This window comes from Capnocytophaga sp. oral taxon 864 (genome assembly GCF_002998835.1).
In the GTDB taxonomy this organism is placed as follows: domain Bacteria; phylum Bacteroidota; class Bacteroidia; order Flavobacteriales; family Flavobacteriaceae; genus Capnocytophaga; species Capnocytophaga ochracea.
Genome location: NZ_CP027232.1, coordinates 2292021 through 2311889, shown reverse-complemented (window position 1 = coordinate 2311889; position 19869 = coordinate 2292021). Strand labels below are relative to the sequence as shown.

The following is a 19869-nucleotide window of genomic DNA, read 5'->3' as shown; positions in this document are numbered from 1 at the left end:
CAAGTGTTTTTTTGCTGTACTTTTGGAGCGACTAAACAAACGTAATGTTTTTATTTTATGAAAGTACTCAAAGAACATTTAATGCTAATGATGGTACTGTTAGTAGGCTTTGTAGGTTTTGCCCAAGCACAATACAGCAGAGTAACAGGTACCGTAACCGATGACAAAGGAGCACCTCTTCCTGGTGTTTCTGTAGTAATAAAAGGTACTACCAAAGGCGTAGCTACTGATTTCGACGGTAAGTATACACTTACTGAAGTAGCTCGAGGAGCTGTTTTAGAGTTTTCTTCTGTAGGCTACAAAACCCTCGATTTAAAAGTAACAAGTGAACAGCTCAATGTCAAACTTTCTGAAGTTGCCCAAGACCTCGATGAGATAGTAGTAGTGGGCTATGGTACTCAAAAACGTGGTGATGTAACCACTGCTATCACCTCAGTAAAGACCCAAGACCTCGACCAACGTCCTGTAACCTCAGCTGCACAAGCCATTCAAGGGCGTGCTGCGGGTATCCAAGTAGTACAACCTAGTGGTGCTCCAGGTGCAGGCTTGGCAGTGCGCATTCGCGGGAATACCTCTATCAGCGCTTCTAACGACCCTCTATATGTAGTAGATGGTATCCCTGTGCAAGACATCAGTGGGATTGCCCCTACCGATATTGAGAGTATGCAAGTGCTCAAAGACGCTTCCTCAGCAGCTATCTACGGTTCACGTGCTGCTAATGGCGTAGTGCTTATCACTACCAAACACGGAAAACGTAACGAGCCTAAAGTATCTGTTAATACTTATGTGGGTATCTCGCAAGTAGCCAAACGCATAGAATCCTTAAATACGGCTCAATACAAGGAACTGATGGACGAAACAGGTGCTGTTACTCTTCCTTCAGGGCTTACCGATAAAACCGATTGGTTCGACGAGACCTTCCGCAAGAGTATTATCCGCAATACACAGCTTTCTTTCTCAAATGCAACTGAAAATACCAAGTATTACATTTCAGCAGGGAACTCTAAAGATGAAGGGGTTATTCGCTCTTCTTTCTTCGAGCGTTATAATGTGCGCCTCAACTTAGAAACCAAAATGCGCAAATGGCTCACTTTTGAAACCAATCTATCCTATTCCGATTACTCGTCTAATGGTATTATTACCGGTACGGGCTCTAACCGTGCAGGGGTAGTGCTTTCGGTAATCAATACTCCTAAATACGCCCCTATATGGAGCGATAAACCCGGTGAGGAAGGTTGGTATTACTACAATTTCTATGGAGCAAACCTCACTCACCCTGTAGAGAATATCTCTCGTAATGCCGACAATACCTCTAAGAGCAATCGCTTGGTAGGAAGCGTATCGGCTATCGTAACTTTCTTGCCGAGCTTGAAGTTCAAATCTACAGTAGGTATCGACCGTTTAGGACGCACTCAAACTCATTGGACTGACCCTAAACTCACCGAATATGGACGTAAGATCTTCGGTACTGCCGACGATATTCGTACTAACAACACCGTGATGACTTACGACAATTTGCTTACCTTCGATAAGAGTTTCGGCAAACACAACCTTTCTGCTTTGGCAGGTACTTCAGGAACGGTATCTAAATGGAACGAAAGCTATTTGTATGCCTCTCACTTCCTTACACCCGACATCAAAACCCTCAACGCTGCCAATAAAATAGAACAAGGTAGTGGTTCGAGTGCTGCCGAATGGGCGATTATGTCGTATTTAGGTCGTATTTCTTATAACTACGATAGCAAATACCTTCTCACAGCTAATTTCCGTGCCGATGGTTCTTCAAAATTGGCACCTGGAAAACGCTGGGGGTACTTCCCTTCTGTATCCGTCGGTTGGCGTATCTCACAAGAAAACTTCTTGAAGAATGTAGAATGGCTTAGCGAACTCAAATTGCGCGGTGGCTGGGGACAAACAGGTAACCAAGCTGGTATATCCGATTATGGCTACTTACAACGCTTTTCTATCACTCGTCAAAACTGGTGGGAGGCAGGCAAAGGTGATGCAATGGTAACTTTGCGCCCTAATTCATTCTCTAACCCTAACCTCACTTGGGAAACCACCACTCAAAGCAATATAGGGCTTGACCTTTCGCTTTTCAAAAATCGTATCTCTTTAGCGGTAGACGCTTACCTTAAAAAGACTACCGATTTATTGATGGATGTGCCTCTTCCTGCTACTTCACCAGTACCTTCTATCTATCGCAATGAGGGCGAAATGACCAATAAAGGGTTAGAGTTCTCTGTGGATAGCCGTAACCTTACAGGTAATTTTGAATGGAATACAAACTTCAATATCTCGTTCAACCGCAATGAGCTAACTAAACTTACCCTTCAAAAAGTATATTACTACGCCAGCACTTCCGAAGCTATTACTGAACAAGTGGTGCGTATTACCGAAGGGCAGCCTTTGGGCAAGTTCTGGGGATTTATAAGTGAAGGAGTAGACCCTCAAACAGGTAATATCAAATACAAAGACCTTAATGGTGATGGTAAAATCTCAGTGTCCGATAAAACTTATATAGGCGACCCTAATCCCGATTTCACCTTTGGGCTTACCAATGACTTCACTTATAAGAACTTTACTTTAAGTGTTTTCTTTCAAGGTTCTTATGGTAATGATATCTACAACGCTTCTCGTATAGAAACTGAAGGTATGTACGATGGTAAAAACCAATCAACAGCAGTACTCAATCGTTGGAGAAAACCTGGTGACATTACCGACATTCCTCGTGCTGTAAGAAGTACCGATAACATCAAAGCCTCTTCGCGATGGGTAGAAGATGGTTCGTATTTGCGTCTCAAAACACTTACTCTGGCTTATAACCTTTCTAATGAGGAATTGTTGAGATATGGTATTCGCAAGATACAATCTTATTTCACCGCTCAAAACCTTTGGACACTCACTAACTACAAAGGATTTGACCCCGAAGTAAACCAAGGGCTTTCAGGTCCTACGATGGGTATCGATTGGGGTACTTATCCTCAAACCAAAACTTTTATCTTTGGCTTAAACATTGATTTTTAATACCTATACAAAAATGAAAAGATATATATACCTTGCACTCTCGTTAGTAGCACTAACGGCGTGCAGTTTAGATAAAGACCCTATTTCGGAGTTCAACGAGAAAAACACAACTGCCGAGGGCAAAAGCTCTTCTGCCATAGAAACCAAAGCACAAATGCAAACCCGCTACGAGGCTATCTATGCTTTCGTACGAGGTAGCGCGCAAGAGTTCTGGACGTTAGACTTTCTACAAAATACCGAAACTCGTGCCGATAACGCTTATGCAGGTACTTCTGGCGTCGAGATTACTTCTATAGAACAGAACAGCCAAGATGCATCTAACGGGAATATCAAACGTGATTGGCAAAAATACTTAGAAGGTATCAACTTAGCCAACGTAGTAATTGCCAATGTAGATAAAGTGCCCGATGCCTCGCTTACAACAACTGAACGCAAACAGTGGAAAGCCGAAGCTAAAATACTCAAAGCGTGGCTTTTATTTGATATGGTGCGCTTTTGGGGAGCAGTACCTATTCCTCCTATCGAAGTCCCTGAAATATCATCTGAAAATGTAGAAGAAACCTACAAATTGCTCTTCCCTGAACGCTCTTCAGTTGCCGAGGTGTACAACATCATTCGCACCAACCTCGAAGAGGCTCTCGTCGATGCTCCTGCTGTGAAGGCTAATGATAAGTTCTTCTTTAGTCGCGCGGTTGCCAATGCACTCTTAGCTCACGTATATGCCGAGAAACCTATACGCGACTACAACAAAACCATTCAGTATTGCGCAGCCGTAGAAGCCGATGGCTTTTCTCTCTTGCCTAATTACGCCGATTTATTTCAAATCAACGATGCTAAAACCGATGTAAAAGTGCGTAATTCTGCTGAGTCTATCTTCGAGATTACCTACTCTCAAGGCGGACAAACGTGGTTACCAGGTCTCTTCGGCTTAAACTACACCAACCCCAATAGCACTTACGACTGGGCAAAATGGGTAACCCCTTCACGCGACCTCATCGCTGCTTTCGATGCCGAAGGTGATACCGTGCGCAAAGATCAAGCTATCGTTTGGGGGCAACCTTCTTGGAAAAATTATTACCCTTCTGAACACTATCCTTTTATGTACAAAATACGTTCAGGAGGCAGTAGTATCATTAAGTTGCGTTTAGCCGATATCCTCTTGCTCAAAGCTGAAGCTTATGCCGCTTTAGGTCAAACTGCCGAGGCGGCTGCCTTAGTAAATCAAGTCCGTGCAAGGGTAGGACTTGCTGCTATTTCCACCTCTCTTTCACAAGAACAAATGAAAGAAGCCGTGCTTAAAGAACGTCGTTTAGAGCTGGCTTTCGAAGGTTTCCGTTGGTTCGATTTGGTGCGTAACGATAAAGCCATTGAAACAATGAACTCTCTCAACGCAAGAGATACTGGTAGACTAAAACAAACCTACCCGCTCAACGAGAACACAGTGCTTTATCCTATCCCACAAACTGAATTAGAAAACAATAAAAAACTCACCCAAAACCCTGGTTACTAATGAAATTATTCCCATCTTTTTTACTTGTAATACTCTGGAGCATCGCTTCTTGTAGCTGTCAGAAAAAATCCAACACAGGGGAGGAACCTACTCCTCCTCCTGTTGTTGAGCCATCGGTAGGTAAAGTGAGCGTATTGCTGACTACAGCCAATCGCCAAAAAGAACTTTACAAAGAGCAAACCGACCTAAAGCTCATCAAAAATCCTAACGCATCTTATAGTATCACCCTAAAACCCGCTGAAAAATTCCAAACTATCTATGGCTTCGGGGCTGCCATTACAGGTTCTACCTGCTATAACTTGATGCAGATGTCCCCCGCCGATAGAAAAAATTTCCTCATTCAAACCTTCTCTGAAACTGAAGGTTTTGGACAGAATTTCGTGCGTATATCCATCGGCTGTTCCGACTTTTCTCTAAGTGAATACACCCTTTGCGATACCAAGGGAATAGAGCATTTTGCCCTCACCAAAGAGGAAACGCAATACGTGATTCCTATACTCAAAGAGATTCTCGCTATCAACCCCAAAGTGCAAATCATAGGCTCTCCTTGGACACCTCCACGCTGGATGAAAGTTAATAATCTTACCGATTTGCAACCTCATAACCATTGGACAAGCGGTCAGCTGAACCCTGCTCACTATCAGGATTATGCGCTCTATTTCGCCAAATGGTTGCAAGCGATGAAAGACAATGGATTGAACGTCAAAGCCATCACTATACAAAACGAACCCCTCAACAGGGGCAACTCGGCTTCTATGTATATGGGATGGGACGAGCAGCTCGCCTTTATCAAAAACGCCTTAGGGAAAACTCTGCGCGACAAAGGTTTCACTGAGGTTAAAATCTACCTCTTCGACCATAATTACAACTACGATAATAAGCCTTCACAACAGCAATACCCCTTGCATATCTATAAAGATGCCGATGCCTCTCAGTACGTTGCGGGGGCTGCTTACCATAACTATGGGGGAAATCCTAACGAATTGAGCAACATTCATAACCAATACCCCAATAAAGAACTCATCTTTACAGAAAGCTCTATAGGTACTTGGAACGATGGTCGCAACCTCGAACGCCGTCTCACCGAAGATATGCAAGAGCTAGGTATCAAAACTCTCAATAATCATTGCAAGGCGGTGATGGTGTGGAATTTGATGCTCGACGAGCAGGGAGCTCCCAATCGTGAAGGCGGTTGCAAAACTTGTTTTGGTGCGGTTGATATCCAAACATCCGATTATAAAACGATGCAACGCAATTCGCACTACTATGTGATAAGTCATCTTTCGGCAGTCATCAAGCAAGGTGCGACCCGTATAGGCGTTGAGAAAACCACTGATGACAACGTGCAATGTACTGCATTCGAGAACCCCGATGGCTCTTTGGCTTGTGTGTTGTTGAATAAAAAGAAAGAAGCAACCTATCTGACCCTAAACACCGGCAAGTACTATTTCTCTTATGAAGTACCCGCTAACAGCGTGGTATCCTTTTTGATACCTAAAATATAAACAGAAATTGTAAACTTTGCCAAAGCTCGTAGCACGAGAGGCTATAATAACTTTGGCAAAGTTGAACATCAATAAATTAATTAAGCAAATGAAAAGAATATTACTGTTGTTATTCCTATTAGTAACAACCTTTGCGAGTGCGCAAACCGCAACCCCTACAACCCTTATCAAAACCGTTATTCCATTTGAACAACGCGACGAAACTTCTTGGATTACCCGTTATCAAGGCGATATCAATCGTTATCAGAAGGAGAATAAACGCTTAAAAGACCTCTCTTGCGACGTACTCTTTCTGGGGAGTTCATCTATCAATCTGTGGGATACTATCTATGAAGATTTCGCCCCACTGAAACTCATTCGTCGTTCCTACGGAGGGGCTACTTTGCGCGATATGATTTACAATTACAACACTATCGCCAAAGGCTATACCCCTAAGAGCATTTTGCTATACGTGGAAAACGATTTGGGCAATCATAAGGAAGGTGTAAATGCCGTGAAGTGCTTTGATCTTTTCCGTATATTTATCGACAAACTCAAAAAAGATTATCCTAATACGCCTCTGATTGTGGTATCGCTAAAACCCTCACAACACAAAGCCGACCAGCTGAAAGACCAGCTATTGGTAAACGCTCTTTTAGAGGAAAATGCCACAGCACAAGGCTATACTTATATTGATATCACCAAAGTAATGTACGATGAAGCGGGTAACCTCCGCACTGATATCTTTAAAGAAGACAACCTACATATGAATGCCGAAGGTTATAAGCTCTGGACAGCCATTCTCAAACCGCTTCTTATTAAAAAAGTGAGAGGAGAATAGATTAGCAAGTTAACAGATTAACAGATTGTAAATGAAGAGTGAGACATATATAGGAGATATAGAACTTTTAGACTGCTGAAAAAATGTTAAAGTATGCTAAAAGGACAAGAAAAAGACAAACTTTTTTAGGAGGTACTCATTTTTCACCTTAAATAACTAAAATACTAATAATCATTTTATTACATTACTTTTTATGTTTTACTTTTCAGCCACTTTGGACGAACCTAAAGCGAACCTAAGGCGAAGGTAAGGCGAAGCTAAACCGAAGATAAGGCGTTACTAAACTGAAAATCAATTGGCTAAAAAGAGGTATGAAAATCTGAAGAAAATATGTTAAAAATTAGTTTTTGACGAAAAAAACGCAAAAATATTATCTCTGAAAGAAAATGAAATTTGTTTTATTAAGAGGTAGTATTTCTATTTGCTCAATTCTAAGAACACTAACAACTAAAAATGACTAATATGAAAAATATAAAAACTTTACTGCTTTGCTGTGTCGTAGGTACGCTCTCAGCCCAGCAAACGCCTGTTTATTTAGACGCTTCGCAACCCATTGAGAAACGTATAGACGATGCCCTCTCGCGAATGACCTTAGAGGAAAAAGTAGCTATGTGCCACGCTCAATCTAAGTTCAGTGCCCCTGGCGTATCCCGCTTGGGTATTCCCGAAAATTGGATGACCGATGGTCCTCACGGCATACGCCCGGAAGTACTCTGGGACGAGTGGAATCAAGCAGGATGGACAAATGATAAATGTACCGCTTTCCCCGCTCTCACTTGCCTTGCTGCCACGTGGAATCCCGCTCTCAGCAAAGCCTACGGAAAAGCCATAGGTGAAGAAGCCCGCTATCGCAACAAAAACGTACTCTTAGGTCCTGGGGTGAACATTTACCGCATTCCTCTCAACGGTCGCAATTTCGAGTATATGGGTGAAGACCCTTATTTAGCTTCCAAAATGGTCGTGCCTTATGTGCAAGGCGTGCAAGCCAATGGTGTGGCTGCCTGTGTGAAGCACTATGCGCTTAACAATCAAGAAATCAACCGCCATACCGTGAATGTAAAGGTAGACGACCGCGCCTTGTATGAGATTTACCTCCCCGCTTTCAAAGCCGCTGTGCAAGAGGGAAAAGCGTGGAGCATAATGGGGTCTTATAACAAATACAAAGACCAATGGGCTTGCCAAAACCAATACCTATTACAAGATATCCTGCGTAAAGAATGGGGCTTCGACGGTGCCGTAGTATCCGATTGGGGTGGAGTGAACAACACCGATGGTGCTGCTCTCCACGGATTGGATATGGAATTTGGTACTTGGACTGACGGAATGGCTGAAAACCGCTCGAATGCTTACGACCATTACTTCCTTGCGCAACCTTTTCTCGAAAAACTGAAATCGGGGGAAATAAAGGAAGAAGTTGTAAATGAAAAGGTGCGCAATATCCTCCGACTTATATTCCGCACCAATATGGCAGCCAATCGACCCTTTGGGGCATTCGCCTCACCAGAACACTTTGCCGTCGCTCGCAAGATAGGACAAGAAGGCATCGTACTACTCAAAAACGATAAAAATGTATTGCCTATCGATGTTAAAAAGGTAAAAACCATAGCCGTTATAGGTGAGAATGCTATCAAAATGATGACCGTAGGTGGAGGAAGTTCCTCACTTAAAGCTGTTCACGAGATACTCCCCTTAGACGGAATCAAAAACCGTGTGGGCAATACAGCCAAAGTGCTCTATGCACGTGGCTATGCTAGCGACGATTACAAAGACCAAGACGGGCTTGCTGCTAACGACATCACCGATAAACGTCCTGCACAGGAACTCCTTGCCGAAGCTGTAAAAACCGCTAAACAAGCTGATGTAGTTATCTTTATAGGCGGACTCAACAAACACGATGGTCAGGATTGTGAGGGTAACGACCGCAAACAATACGGCTTACCTTACGGACAAGATGCTGTGATTGAAGCTTTGGCAAAAGCCAATAAAAACTTGGCAGTAGTGCTCATCTCGGGTAATGCAATGGCGATGCCTTGGGTGAAAAGTGTACCCGCTATTGTACAAGATTGGTATTTAGGCTCCGAAGCAGGTAATTCCCTCGCCGATGTACTCTTCGGAGATGTAAACCCTTCGGGCAAATTGCCTTTCACTTTCCCAGTACGTTTGGAGGACAATGCAGCCATAGCCTTAGGTGAATACCCAGGTGATAAAGATGTTACCTACCACGAAGGCATTTTGGTAGGCTACCGCTACGCCGATACCAAAGGGATAAAACCGCTATTTCCTTTCGGTCACGGACTCTCCTATACTACTTTTAAATACGGCAAACTCACCGCCGACAAGAAAACCACCAACGGCGATATCAGCTTCTCGGTAACGGTACAGAACACCGGTAAACGTGATGGCGCTGAAGTAGTACAACTCTATTTGCACGACGAAGAAGCCTCAGTATTACGTCCGTACAAAGAGCTCAAAGGATTTGAGAAAGTATTCTTGAAGGCAGGAGAAACCAAAACCGTAACCTTCCATATCACCAAGCAAGACCTCTCTTTCTTCGACCCTAACCAACACGCTTGGGTAGCCGAAAAAGGAACTTTTAAAGCGTTAGTAGGCACCTCTTCAGGCGATATTAAAAGCACCGTAGATTTCATCTTAGAGTAGATTTTTTACTTTTCATATGAGAAAAGCTTGAAGTCCACAAGACTTCAAGCTTTTTTGCTTAAAGGAGCTTGAGACATTTTGCCAAAGTTGGATTGGCGACAACATTTTTTCATCATTTATCATTTATCATTCGCAATTGTTTTTTATCTTTGCCACATTATTAAGTGTCTATAATGAAGAAAAACATACTCCTCGCCCTGCTTTCAGGGGCTTTACTCGCCTGTGCGTGGGTAACTTACGGCATTACTGCCCTTATATTCATTGCCTTAGTACCTCTCTTACTAATGGAAGCGCACATTAGACGTGATTACCAGCATACCAAACGCAAGGTGTTTGCACTCTCTTATTTGGCTTTTCTCACTTGGAATATCCCCACCACCTGGTGGATATGGTACTCTACCCAAATAGGAGCAATTTTTGCTATTTTGGCAAACACTCTCTTGATGACGCTCACTTTCTTCCTCTACCATATCGTAGCAAAACGTATGAACCGCAAAGTGTCGCTCGTTTTCTTAGTAGCGATATGGCTCTCTTTTGAGAAATTCCACCTCACGTGGGACGTTTCTTGGCCTTGGCTCAATTTGGGCAACGTCTTTTCCGAACAAGTTACGTGGATACAGTGGTACGAATATACGGGCTCTTTCGGAGGCTCACTATGGGTATGGCTTGTGAATATCGTACTTTTTATAGGCTTAACTGATTATCTTTCTACTAAAAACCGTAAAGCATTTGCCCGAAAAGTGGGGGTGGCAATGCTCTTTTTTGCTATTCCTGTGGTGATTTCGTATTTCCAGTATATCAATTATAGCGAAGCAGGCAAAAAGACAATCAATGCTATTGTTTTACAACCTAATATCGATCCTTATCAAGAAAAATACGCACTTTCCAATCAAGAAGTAGGTAGGCTCTTGGTACAACTTGCCGCTGAAAATATAGACGACCAAGTGAATTTTATCATCACTCCCGAAACGGTTTTTGCTGAGAACATTAAGTTACAAGATTTACCTGTTTCGTGGGAAGTATCTATTTTGCGTACTTTACTCAGTCACTATCCTAATGTAAACTGGATAGCAGGAGCTTCTATGATTGAGTTTGTAAGAGACAAAGCCCAGACAACCTCACAAAGCAACTACTTACCCGACTATGGTTTTTGGTACAACGATTACAATTCAGCTTTCTTGCTCAATCGCAATGCCGAAGTACCACTATATCACAAGAGCAAACTGGTGGTAGCAGTAGAAAATTTCCCTTATCAGCAGGTGCTAAAACCTATTTTAGGCGAAACCCTTATCAACCTTGGCGGTACAGTAGCCTTGAAAACTACCCAGCCTGAACGCACTGCCTTTGCAGGAGTAGACACTGAGGGCAAGGCAGCACCTATCATTTGTTATGAGACTATCTATGGTGAGTTTGTAACGGGCTATATTAAGAAAGGGGCTAACTTCTTGGCTATCCTTACCAACGATGCGTGGTGGCGCGATACGCAGGGTTACAAACAGCTACTCAGTTACACCCGCTTGCGTGCGATTGAAACCCGTCGCAGTGTAGCCCGCAGTGCTAATACAGGCGTTTCGGCTTTTATCAATGGTAGGGGGGAGATACTCAAAACCCTTCCTTACGGCACCCGAGGTAGTTTGAAAGGTACCATCGCCTTAAACGACGAACTCACATTTTACGTTCAAATGGGCGACTACATCGCTCGCATTGCGTATTTCTTGGCGTTTTTTGTTTTCTTGTATGCGGTATTGAGGAAACGCGAAAAAAGGTCGTAGCACGACGGGCAATTAAAAATTTTGGCAAAGTTGAATACCTCTATTTGCATCACTTTTCTAACGACTAAAAAACTAACGAGTAAATCGTATGGAACACTACATTTCAAACGAAGTCCTTCTGCTTGAGCAACTAACCGCTATTATAGAAGGCGATACACAACTGAAACTCTCAGAAGAAGCTGTAATTAATATCGAAACTTGTCACCGTTTTCTCAGTGATTATCTCCAAAAAGACCCCAAAGCTCTGAACAAGCTCTCGGTAGATTCTATGTCACTCTTGCGCCATTATGCTTGTGGCATAGGAGAGCGCATTCCTAACGAGATTGTCAAGCTGATGCTTTTCCTAAAAATACAATCCTTCTCCTACGGCTATAGTGGGGTGCGATTAGTTTTGGTGCAACGTCTCATCGACTTTTATAATCACGGGGTCTTCCCTGTAGTTTATTCCAAAGATATCCCCGATGAACGCATTGCCTTAGCACACCTTGCCTTGCCTCTGTTCGGTGAAGGCGAAGTGTGCATACAGCACAAAGTCTATTCGGCTCAAGAGTTAGAAGGCAAATACGGTTGGCAACCTCTATCGTCAGAAGGATGCGAAGCCGATGCCCTGCTGAATGGTACCCAGCTCACCACCGCTTATGGCATCTACAATCTTAGCAAATCGCTGAAACTTATTCAGTGGGCTGATTTTGTAGCATCGGTTTCCACACAAGTATTTGGAGGCAACCTCTCGGCATTCTCGGAAGCAATGCAAGTGGTACGTCCGCACAAAGGACTTGTAGAAACGGCAGAACATCTTCGTATGCTTCTGAAAGACAGTGTCCTCTCCGAGCACCCACAAGCCTTCTCGTCTATGCCCGAAGCCTTTTGCTCTATTCCTCAAATACACGGAGCCGTCCGAGAGTCGATTGCGGCTATTCGTAAGGTAATTAAAACCGAGATGAACTCAGTTACCGATAACCCTATTCTCTTCCCCGAAACTCAAGAAGTTATCTTCGGAGGTAATTCACATACTCTGCCTCTCTCATTAGCAATGGACTTTTTGGCGATTACCCTCACCAGCTTGGGCAATATCAGCGAGCGACGCGTGTTCTACTTGCTTTCTAATATCGGTAAAGAGATAGAAACTGAAATAGATTACCCCATTTTTCAACGAATTATTGAAGGAATATTGAACGAAAACCGTCGCCTTTCCACTCCTGCGAGCATTGAGAGTCCAATTTTATTTGAAAAAACAATAGACATTAAAGGAATGGGTGGTAGTTCGGCTATTAAATGCGAGCAAGTAGTGAAGAATATAGAAGAAATATTGGCTATTGAACTCATTTTGGCTACTTCACTGTGGAAAAAGAAACAATTTGAGCATCATTCAGCTTTATTTAAGGAATATCTCTCTTTTATGGCAGAAGAGGAAGTAACTACCCTCAAGAAGCAAATAGAGCACACAATAAGGTTTTTTGAGATGAACAATGAATAATTGATAATTAATTCATATCTTTGGGGCAAAATTGTTCAATTTTTAATTATTAAAAGTTATGCTGAAATTACAAACTGTTCTTTCTTTGGTATTATCGATGTTTGCCTTTCATATATTTGCACAAGGCGAAAAACCTAATAACTTGACGATGTTTGTAGGCACTTATACCGAAGGAGGCAATTCTAAAGGTATTTATACCTATCGTTTTAATCAGGAGAATGGAACTTTCGAACTGCTGAGCAGTGCTACTGCTGCCAATCCTTCTTTCTTGACGTTATCGCCCGATGGAAAACATCTGTACGCAGTAAGCGAATATAACGACGGGCGACAAGGAGCTTATTCGTTTGATTTGAGTCAAGATAAAGCGCATTTAAGTTATCCCATTTTTCAATCCACCGTCCCTAAGGAGAATTCTAAGGAAGAACCGAAACAGGCGGGTGCTGACCCTTGTCATATTGTTACTGACGGTAACTATGTAATTACGGCTAATTATACAGGGGGCGACATCAGTGTTTTCCCGCTGGATGCAAAAGGTAAATTAAAAGCAGAGACACAACATATTGCTTTTGTAGGAAAGACACCTAAGCGCGTGGCACATATCCACTGCATTATTCCCACCCCTGATAAAAAGTATATATTAGCAACTGATTTGGGCAACGACCGCGTGTATCGCTTTCGTTACAACAAGAAAGCACGTAAAAACGCTGAGGTACTCACCGCTCAGCGAGTAGCTTATGAGGTGAGCGACGGACAAGGACCTCGTCATCTTACGTTTAGTAAAGATGGACGTTTTGCTTATTTGATAGGCGAATTGGGCGGAGAGTGTGTAGTGCTGGGCTATCACAAGGGTAAACTGAAAGAAGTGCAACGCTTAATGGCTGATGAAGGCGGCGGACGAGGCAGTGCCGATATACACATCAGTCCGGATGGGCGTTTTTTATATACCTCACACAGATTAAAGAAAGACGGCATTGCTATCTTTGCTATCGACCCTGAGAAGGGTACTCTCACGAAAGTAGGATACCAATTCACAGGTATTCACCCTCGCAATTTTGCGATTACTCCCAATGGTAAATTTCTTTTAGTAGCTTGCCGAGATGATAATAAGATACAAGTGTTTCGGCGTGACGAAGCAACTGGTAAGCTCACCGATACGTCGCTTAATATCAGTGTAGATAAACCTACTTGTGTGGCGTTTGCAAAATTGAACTAAAATCAGTACTTTTGTCACACAAAATTAAACAAACCAAAAAAATGAAATCTTTAAAAGATAAAGTCAAAGACTTTATAATGTATTTATTTGACAGTGTAAAACAAAACAAGATAATTTCTAAAGACTACCTTATTGCAGAACTTACACCAGATGCTATGGTGGTGTTACAATCAATATCAGATATTCAGTTTAGGTATAACATAGCTTATGTATCTGTTAACCCTTCAGAACTAAAACATATTTTTGATAGACATTATGGTGAAAATGAAAAGGCACCACAACAAGGGAAGCCTCTTACAGATACAGATATTGCTCTTATGGTAGATGTTTTGGATAAACCTGATAAACTTATTTCATTAGGGTATATAGAAAAACATCAAGCTGAAACTTATTTGTTTTTGAAAAAGAATGAAGATAATACAGTTGTAATTATCGAAGTATTTGGTAGTAAAAATAATAAATTACGGCTAAAAAGTATGTATAATAGCGTTAAGTCAGAAGAAAAAATAATAGAAGATGAGTTAAAATCCTTACTCAACACGCCCGATAACGCTTCTGGGTTATTAGCCCAGCGAGTCTATGACTTTAACTCATCTCCGGGTACAAAAGTACAACATCTTTTGCAATTTACCAAAGAATTGCCAATAAAATAAGTTCTATTCCACAAAATTATTAATTATTCTCAATTGTTCATTGTTTATGACCGACTTAGAAATCGCCCAAAAGGCACAGATGCTCCCTATCAGAGAGGTAGCTAAAAAATTAAACATCAGTGAGGGTGACCTCGATCCTTATGGAAAATACAAGGCGAAATTACCATTGCACCTCATCAATACTGAGAAGATGAAAAACAGTAAGTTGGTGCTCGTTACGGCTATTACCCCTACCCCTGCTGGTGAGGGCAAGACCACGGTGAGCATTGGTCTGACGGAAGGGCTTAACAAAATAGGCAAAAAAGCGATTGCCGTATTGCGTGAACCGTCGTTAGGGCCTGTTTTTGGTATCAAAGGAGGGGCAGCAGGTGGAGGATACTCACAAGTGGTACCTATGGAGGAGATCAACTTGCATTTTACAGGCGACTTTTCGGCTATTGAGAAGGCTAACAACCTATTGGCGGCTGTCATTGATAATAATATCCAGAGCAAAACCCACTCTATAGGCATCGACCCTCGCACCGTAGTTTGGAAACGCGTAATGGATATGAACGACCGTGCACTACGCCATATAGTGGTAGGTTTAGGCGGTGCTACTCACGGAGTACCTCGCGAAGACGGTTTTAACATCACTCCTGCTTCTGAGATTATGGCAATACTATGTCTTGCCGAAAGTTTTTCTGACCTAAAAAGGCGCATTGGTAACATCTATGTAGGCAAGAAATTTGACGGCACCCCTGTATTTGCCCGCGACTTGAAGGTGGTAGGGGCAATGGCGCTTTTGCTCAAAGAAGCCATCAAGCCTAACCTTGTGCAAACGCTTGAAAACAATCCTGCTATCTTGCACGGAGGCCCGTTTGCTAGCATTGCACAAGGCACGAACACTGTATTGGCTACCAAAATGGGACTATCGTTGGGTGACTACGTGATTACCGAAGCAGGTTTTGGCGCTGACCTTGGGGCTGAGAAATTCCTCAATATCAAATGTACTTCAGCAGGATTAGCTCCCGATGCAGTGGTGATTGTAGCAACGATTCGCGCCTTGCGTCATCACGGAGGGGCTAAAAAAGAAGAGTACAATACTCCTTCCTTGCAAAAAGTGAAACTCGGTATTGCTAATTTGGAAAAACACATTGAGAATGTGCAACTTTTTGGTCTCAAAGCAGTAGTAGCGATTAACTATTTCCCTAACGATAGTGAAGAAGAGATAGCCTATGTAAAAGAAGTATGTGCTCAAAAAGGGGTAGAAGCGATTGTAAGTAAAGGGTTTAGTGAAGGAGGTAAAGGTACCGAGGAACTTGCTCGCGCTGTCGTGGCTATAGCCCAAAGTGGTGAGAGTCATTTTAGTCCGCTATACAGCAATGAAGCGAGTATAGAAGAAAAAATAACAGCAGTAGCTACTAAGATTTACGGAGCGAGCAAAGTGAATTACAACAGCAAAGCCGTAAGTCAGTTGAAGCAAATCAAAACATTAGGCTTTGATAAAATGCCTATTTGTATAGTGAAGACACCTAAATCGCTTAGTGATGACGAGAAGAAACTCGCTCGTCCTACCGATTTTGAGGTAACCGTGCGAGAGTTTGAGTTTGCCTCAGGGGCGGGCTTTGTAATCCCAATCTTAGGCGATACTGTGCGTATGCCGGGACTCCCCAGTGTGCCTGCCGCCGAAGGTATGGATATAGATGACGAGGGAGTTATCACGGGACTCTCTTAATAGGTAAAAGATAAAAGGTAAAAGGTAAAAGAAAGAGATGACGCGTCATATCCTGAAATAGGTTTACACTTAAAACGGATAGTTGATACCGAAGTTGAACACGGTTTCTTTAATTCTGAATTTCTTTATCCATCGGTTGCTCATTTCTTGGGCAGGGTCATATGTAGGTATACCCATATCGAGGCGAATTACAAAGAAGTTGAAGTCGTAACGCAACCCAAATCCGGTACTTAACCCCACATCTTTTAATGAAGAAAGGTCTTTAAACTTATATTCATCAAAACGAGTATTATCGGCTACGTTCCAGATATTTCCCACATCGGTGAAGAGGGCACCTTTGAGTGCCCCTAAGATAGGGAAACGATATTCGAGATTGAGCGTAATCTTCATATTGGCTTCGTTGTAATCTAAAATTGAACCACTTGAACCAGGTCCTAAACGATAGGCTTTAAAACCACGGTTATCGGTAGTACCTCCGGCAAAGTAGCTTTGTGAAAACGGAATATTATCGGAGTTACCATAAGGGATAGCTATCCCTAAGAAGGAACGGAATGCTAATGAACTCTGTTTGGCTATGGGGAAGTGCTTGATAAAATCGACTTCAGCTTTGGCATATTGAGCGTATTCTACCCCAAAAATCTTATTCTTAGTACTCCCTTCGGTATTGACCACTTTGTAAGTAGCTGTCAAAGCATTGAGCAAACTCCCCGCTCCTTCTATCTTGAAACGCAATTGTGAGAAATTGCGTTCAAAAAACTGTGATTTGCTATTGATGATATAAGTAAAACTACTTGATACAATAAAGTCATTATTTGTAATACGACGATAGCGTTCAGAAATAGCATATATAGGCAAAATATCTTCACCTTGAACTACCAAATTCCTTTCGAATACATCATTTATAAAGTTAAAAGTCCCCTCAGTAGGGGTAAGATTGCCTTTGTCGTCTACATATCGGCTACCTAAACTGTATTTTTTGGCAATATCGTTCAGCCTTTCATAAGTACTTTGGTAAATATTGAAGAAATTACCTGGGTTGATATTGTTTACGTATTGTACGTTTATCAAATCGAAAATGACTTTGTTCTTCTGCTTACGCGGATTCCATACATAGCGCAACAAACCCGAAGTGGTACGTTTGTCGAGCCCTATATTTGTTTGGTAGCTCATACCCGTTTGCAAGATAGTTTGTGGGGTCATATAATAAGGGATGAGCTTGCGCGTATTCAGCGGGAAAACGATAGAAGGAAAGATGAAACGTATATCGCCACTGACTTCTGAGGTATTGAAAAAGCGTGTATCTTTAAGCGTAGGTTGCGAGGCAAAAGTACCTTGCAAGTTCAGTTCTAAGGTTTCTGCTCCACGAAAGACATTGCGTGCTGCAAACGATGTTCCTACCCCAAAACCTATCGCCTCAATCTCAGAACGCTTTACCTCATTGGTAAGTCGCAATGAAAACTTATCTAAGGACGAAAGGTAGATATTCGCATCGAGTTTGTTTTGCAAGGTGTCATTGGTAGCGTATTTGAAGTCCATATTTGGGTAGCGGAAGACGCGTAGGTTGTTGAACTGTCGGTAGGTATTTCCGCGCTCTAAATCGGAGTAGATTTGTCCTTTTTTGAGGCTTGTAGCGTGATACAACACCCGTGGACGATAACGCAACTTGTCCTTGTAATAAATAATCATATTGCGATACTCCAAAGAATCTAAAGAGCTCTTATCTACCTTGTTGTCGTAATCGGTATATAGACGTACTTTATTGATGTAGTGCATCTTATACTTCCTGGCGGTAATTACATCACCATCGCGTTCTATAAGGTCGCCTATATCAGTAGTTACTTGCAGTTTGTTGTCTTTTTGAGTTGTAACCGTATCGCGCTCGATTTGGAAGTTGATGGAGCTTTGCTGAAAGGTATAAAAACCGTTGTTGCGAAAGAGCTCGTAGAGGCGTGAACGTTCATTGCTAAAATCGGTAAGCTGGTAAGGGGCTCCTGATTTTAAAAACGTTTTTGCCTTGTTTTGTTGGTAAACTGAATCTATTTCAGGAGAAGTGATATGGGTCTTTAAGCTATCGATATAATAGCGCTCGCCGGTAGTGATATAATAGCCCACTTTGGCTTGTTGTTTTTCTTCATTAGGGAGAATGAAGATGCTATCAGTTACTTTGTTATTGAAATAGCCTATACTTCTGAAATAAGCTCCCAACTGCTTGGTGGATTTGTGTACGCGTGCTGTATCTAAAACCGATGGGGCTTCGCCTATCTTCTGCAACTGGTGATCGATGCCTGAAACGAAAAACGACTTCTGTAAGCGACCTACTTGTTTTTTAGAGAGAAAACCATCTAAAAACCTATGCCAACGAGGGTGTGTATCGAGCCATTGGACAAAATCCTTTTCGGCATTAGGGTTTCCTAAATTATAGATATATAGACTGATAGGCATTCCTAAAACATACGAATTGGGCTTTTGTAATACAAAATTGTTTATCTTTGCATCGTCGGTCTTAGTACCATTCACATATACGAGGTTTTCACGGAGCAAATGGCGGTCGTTAGGGACACGCTTGGTAGCATCGCACGAAAAGAGAGCAATGGCTAACACGAATAACAGACTGATAACGCTTAGTTGGGAAAGAGATTTTCTCACAAGTTTTTGTTTTTAGGGCTCAAAAATACACAATTATTTTATGCTTAGCAAAAATCAAGTAAAATTAATTCAGAAATTACAACAGAAGAAATACCGCAATGAGCTGAATCTCTTTATAGTAGAGGGTAAAAAGAGCATTGTGGAATTTCTGCAAGCGGGTTACCGTTTAGAGTTACTTATCGCTACCGAAGTGTTTGCCACAGCGCTGAACGGTCAGCCTATTACCTTAGTGAGCAAAGAGGAACTGCGGAAGGTGAGTAGCCTCAAAAATCCCGATGAGGGCTTGGCGATTTTCCACCAACGCCAACATAAGGGCATCTTGCAAGAGGGTGTAATCCTCGCCTTAGACAATGTGCAAGACCCTGGTAATTTGGGTACGCTTATCCGCCTCTGCGATTGGTTTGGTATCGAAACGCTTATCTGCAATAGCCAAACGGTGGATTGCTACAACCCGAAAGTAGTGCAAGCCACTATGGGTTCTCTCACAAGGGTTGCCGTGCATTACGTGGATTTAGCAGGTTTCTTGGCAACTTGTACACTACCTTTATACGCAATGGATTTGGACGGTGAGAACCTCTACACTACCGAATTTCCCGAAGATTGTGTGCTAATCTTAGGCAACGAAGCTAACGGTATTAGCCTCGAAGTACGCGCCTTGGCTGATGGCATTATCACCATTCCGCGTTTTGGCAAACTGCAACAGACGGAAAGTTTAAATGTGGCAATGGCGGGAGCGATAGTGGTGAGCCAGGTAAGAAAATTGGATAATTAGAAAATGAGAGAATTAGAAAATGGGGTAAATGCCAATAATGCCAATAATGCCAATAATACCAGAAAAACCAGAAATGCCAATAATGCCAAGGGAAATGGACGG

The 19869-nt window shown here is 42.3% G+C and carries 12 protein-coding genes; 11 read left to right on the top strand and 1 reads right to left on the bottom strand.

Going from position 1 to position 19869, the window contains the following annotated elements; genetic code table 11:
* Positions 1 to 57 precede the first annotated feature (57 nt).
* From C3V44_RS10420 to C3V44_RS10375, 10 genes are all read left to right on the top strand, one after another.
* Positions 58 to 3027: a TonB-dependent receptor gene (locus C3V44_RS10420; protein ID WP_106096418.1), complete on the top strand. Its 2970-nt coding sequence runs from the start codon at positions 58 to 60 to the stop codon at positions 3025 to 3027.
* A 13-nt stretch (positions 3028 to 3040) separates the two neighbouring features.
* A complete protein-coding gene (locus tag C3V44_RS10415; protein ID WP_106096663.1) occupies positions 3041 to 4537 on the top strand; it encodes a RagB/SusD family nutrient uptake outer membrane protein in 1497 nt (498 codons plus the stop codon).
* Positions 4537 to 6042 (top strand): glycoside hydrolase family 30 beta sandwich domain-containing protein, encoded by a 1506-nt coding sequence (locus tag C3V44_RS10410; RefSeq protein WP_106096417.1) that lies wholly within the window; start codon positions 4537 to 4539, stop codon positions 6040 to 6042. The genes C3V44_RS10415 and C3V44_RS10410 overlap by 1 nt, the downstream gene beginning before the upstream one ends.
* A gap of 88 nt (positions 6043 to 6130) precedes the next feature.
* Positions 6131 to 6862: a GDSL-type esterase/lipase family protein gene (locus tag C3V44_RS10405; protein ID WP_048746305.1), complete on the top strand. Its 732-nt coding sequence runs from the start codon at positions 6131 to 6133 to the stop codon at positions 6860 to 6862.
* 453 nt (positions 6863 to 7315) lie between these two features.
* Positions 7316 to 9520, top strand: a complete 2205-nt coding sequence (locus tag C3V44_RS10400; protein ID WP_174683117.1) for a glycoside hydrolase family 3 C-terminal domain-containing protein — start codon at positions 7316 to 7318, stop codon at positions 9518 to 9520.
* 173 nt (positions 9521 to 9693) lie between these two features.
* Positions 9694 to 11292, top strand: a complete 1599-nt coding sequence (gene lnt, locus C3V44_RS10395; protein ID WP_106096416.1) for an apolipoprotein N-acyltransferase — start codon at positions 9694 to 9696, stop codon at positions 11290 to 11292.
* 88 nt (positions 11293 to 11380) lie between these two features.
* Complete coding sequence (locus tag C3V44_RS10390; RefSeq protein ID WP_106096415.1) at positions 11381 to 12769, top strand: aromatic amino acid ammonia-lyase; 1389 nt, start codon at positions 11381 to 11383, stop codon at positions 12767 to 12769.
* 58 nt (positions 12770 to 12827) lie between these two features.
* Positions 12828 to 13982 carry a lactonase family protein gene (locus C3V44_RS10385; protein WP_106096414.1) on the top strand — a complete coding sequence of 385 codons (1155 nt, stop codon included), beginning with the start codon at positions 12828 to 12830 and terminating at the stop codon, positions 13980 to 13982.
* Between the two features lie 41 nt (positions 13983 to 14023).
* Complete coding sequence (locus C3V44_RS10380) at positions 14024 to 14635, top strand: hypothetical protein (RefSeq protein ID WP_053581841.1); 612 nt, start codon at positions 14024 to 14026, stop codon at positions 14633 to 14635.
* A gap of 46 nt (positions 14636 to 14681) precedes the next feature.
* Complete coding sequence (locus tag C3V44_RS10375) at positions 14682 to 16349, top strand: formate--tetrahydrofolate ligase (RefSeq protein WP_106096413.1); 1668 nt, start codon at positions 14682 to 14684, stop codon at positions 16347 to 16349.
* A 69-nt stretch (positions 16350 to 16418) separates the two neighbouring features.
* On the opposite strand, the gene C3V44_RS10370 is transcribed toward C3V44_RS10375, so the two are convergent.
* Positions 16419 to 18995 carry a BamA/TamA family outer membrane protein gene (locus C3V44_RS10370; protein ID WP_106096412.1) on the bottom strand — a complete coding sequence of 859 codons (2577 nt, stop codon included), beginning with the start codon at positions 18993 to 18995 and terminating at the stop codon, positions 16419 to 16421.
* A gap of 40 nt (positions 18996 to 19035) precedes the next feature.
* Here C3V44_RS10370 and C3V44_RS10365 point away from each other — a divergent pair, with 40 nt between their 5' ends.
* On the top strand, positions 19036 to 19767 hold the full coding sequence (locus C3V44_RS10365; protein WP_106096411.1) for an RNA methyltransferase: 732 nt from the start codon (positions 19036 to 19038) through the stop codon (positions 19765 to 19767).
* Positions 19768 to 19869 lie beyond the last annotated feature (102 nt).

Coding starts and splice junctions, on each gene's coding strand:
- C3V44_RS10400 (WP_174683117.1), top strand. CDS start 7,316: ATGACTAATATGAAAAATATAAAAACTTTACTGCTTTGCTGTGTCGTA.
- lnt (WP_106096416.1), top strand. CDS start 9,694: ATGAAGAAAAACATACTCCTCGCCCTGCTTTCAGGGGCTTTACTCGCC.
- C3V44_RS10410 (WP_106096417.1), top strand. CDS start 4,537: ATGAAATTATTCCCATCTTTTTTACTTGTAATACTCTGGAGCATCGCT.
- C3V44_RS10420 (WP_106096418.1), top strand. CDS start 58: ATGAAAGTACTCAAAGAACATTTAATGCTAATGATGGTACTGTTAGTA.
- C3V44_RS10375 (WP_106096413.1), top strand. CDS start 14,682: ATGACCGACTTAGAAATCGCCCAAAAGGCACAGATGCTCCCTATCAGA.
- C3V44_RS10390 (WP_106096415.1), top strand. CDS start 11,381: ATGGAACACTACATTTCAAACGAAGTCCTTCTGCTTGAGCAACTAACC.
- C3V44_RS10415 (WP_106096663.1), top strand. CDS start 3,041: ATGAAAAGATATATATACCTTGCACTCTCGTTAGTAGCACTAACGGCG.
- C3V44_RS10385 (WP_106096414.1), top strand. CDS start 12,828: ATGCTGAAATTACAAACTGTTCTTTCTTTGGTATTATCGATGTTTGCC.
- C3V44_RS10405 (WP_048746305.1), top strand. CDS start 6,131: ATGAAAAGAATATTACTGTTGTTATTCCTATTAGTAACAACCTTTGCG.
- C3V44_RS10380 (WP_053581841.1), top strand. CDS start 14,024: ATGAAATCTTTAAAAGATAAAGTCAAAGACTTTATAATGTATTTATTT.
- C3V44_RS10365 (WP_106096411.1), top strand. CDS start 19,036: ATGCTTAGCAAAAATCAAGTAAAATTAATTCAGAAATTACAACAGAAG.